Source organism: Vibrio sp. 1978, assembly GCF_033344345.1.
Map to the genome: position 1 here is coordinate 1 of NZ_JAWPOP010000227.1, position 907 is coordinate 907.

Here is a 907-nt window from a genome sequence, read left to right on the forward strand (position 1 = left end):
TATGTGGATTCTTGAGCTTTGGGCTGCTGAGCCGCAGTAGACATGATCATCACTACATTAACAGGCTGATCCTTGTATCGCTTAACCAACTCCCGAAGCACGTTAATCGCTGAGCTGAGATTATTCTCTATTAAGGTTTGAATCTGCTCTGGATCTTGCTCTTCTAACAACCCAAAGTACCCACTGCCTGCACTGTGAACCACCGTGCTCGGAATAGAATCTAATTGTTCAAACAATTGTTCTACTTCTTGATGGGATGCGAGATCACAAGCTCGATAGCCAACATTGTTCGATAAGCAGTTTGTGACTGTAGAGAGCTTACTCTCACTTCGTCCAGTCAGATAAGTGGCTTTCCCTTCCGCATCATAAAGCTTGGCCAACTCCGCCCCTAAGCCGCTACTTGCACCTGTAATTACAATCATTTTCTACCTCGTTCGTAAAAGTGCTTTTTAATGTGTGTACCAATTAAGGTAACGGAATATAGGCTGATTCACATCTTACGAACGCCATTCTTTGAAGCAGCATGACTTTCTGATTTTAACGCTCGTTAACTTCTAAATATGCCCAATAGTTTTCAAAACTATCCAATGGTTCGGATACCTGTACCTTGATCACGAAGCCCATCAAGCACAAAGAGAAACCGGAAATTTCACCTATGCTTAAACAAAGAATAACGTTTTGAATTTCCTATCGACTTTCTCACTAAAGATAAGAGGCACATGAGAATGACCGGCTCCAAATGGCAGTGGCTGCTTAAACAAATGACACGCAAACTGTGGGTTCGTACATCACTTTTCGCCTTACTTGCTGTTGTAACCGCCCTGATCTCTATTGTTTTAAATAAATTCATTACCCTGCCTCCCACCATCAATGTCAGTAATGAGCTGCTGAATAACATATTGAATAT

Annotated in this window: 1 protein-coding gene and 1 pseudogene; one reads left to right on the plus strand and one right to left on the minus strand. The window is 41.9% G+C overall.

All coding sequences use genetic code 11. The features are described from left to right. The coding region (locus tag R8N49_RS25705; RefSeq protein ID WP_318190282.1) for an SDR family NAD(P)-dependent oxidoreductase at nt 1–422 on the minus strand (422 nt) is incomplete at its 3' end. Nucleotides 423–725: 303 nt separating this feature from the next. On the opposite strand from R8N49_RS25705, the pseudogene R8N49_RS25710 reads away from it, so the two are divergent. Next, a pseudogene (locus R8N49_RS25710) lies at nt 726–907 on the plus strand (DUF2254 domain-containing protein); the annotation flags it as partial.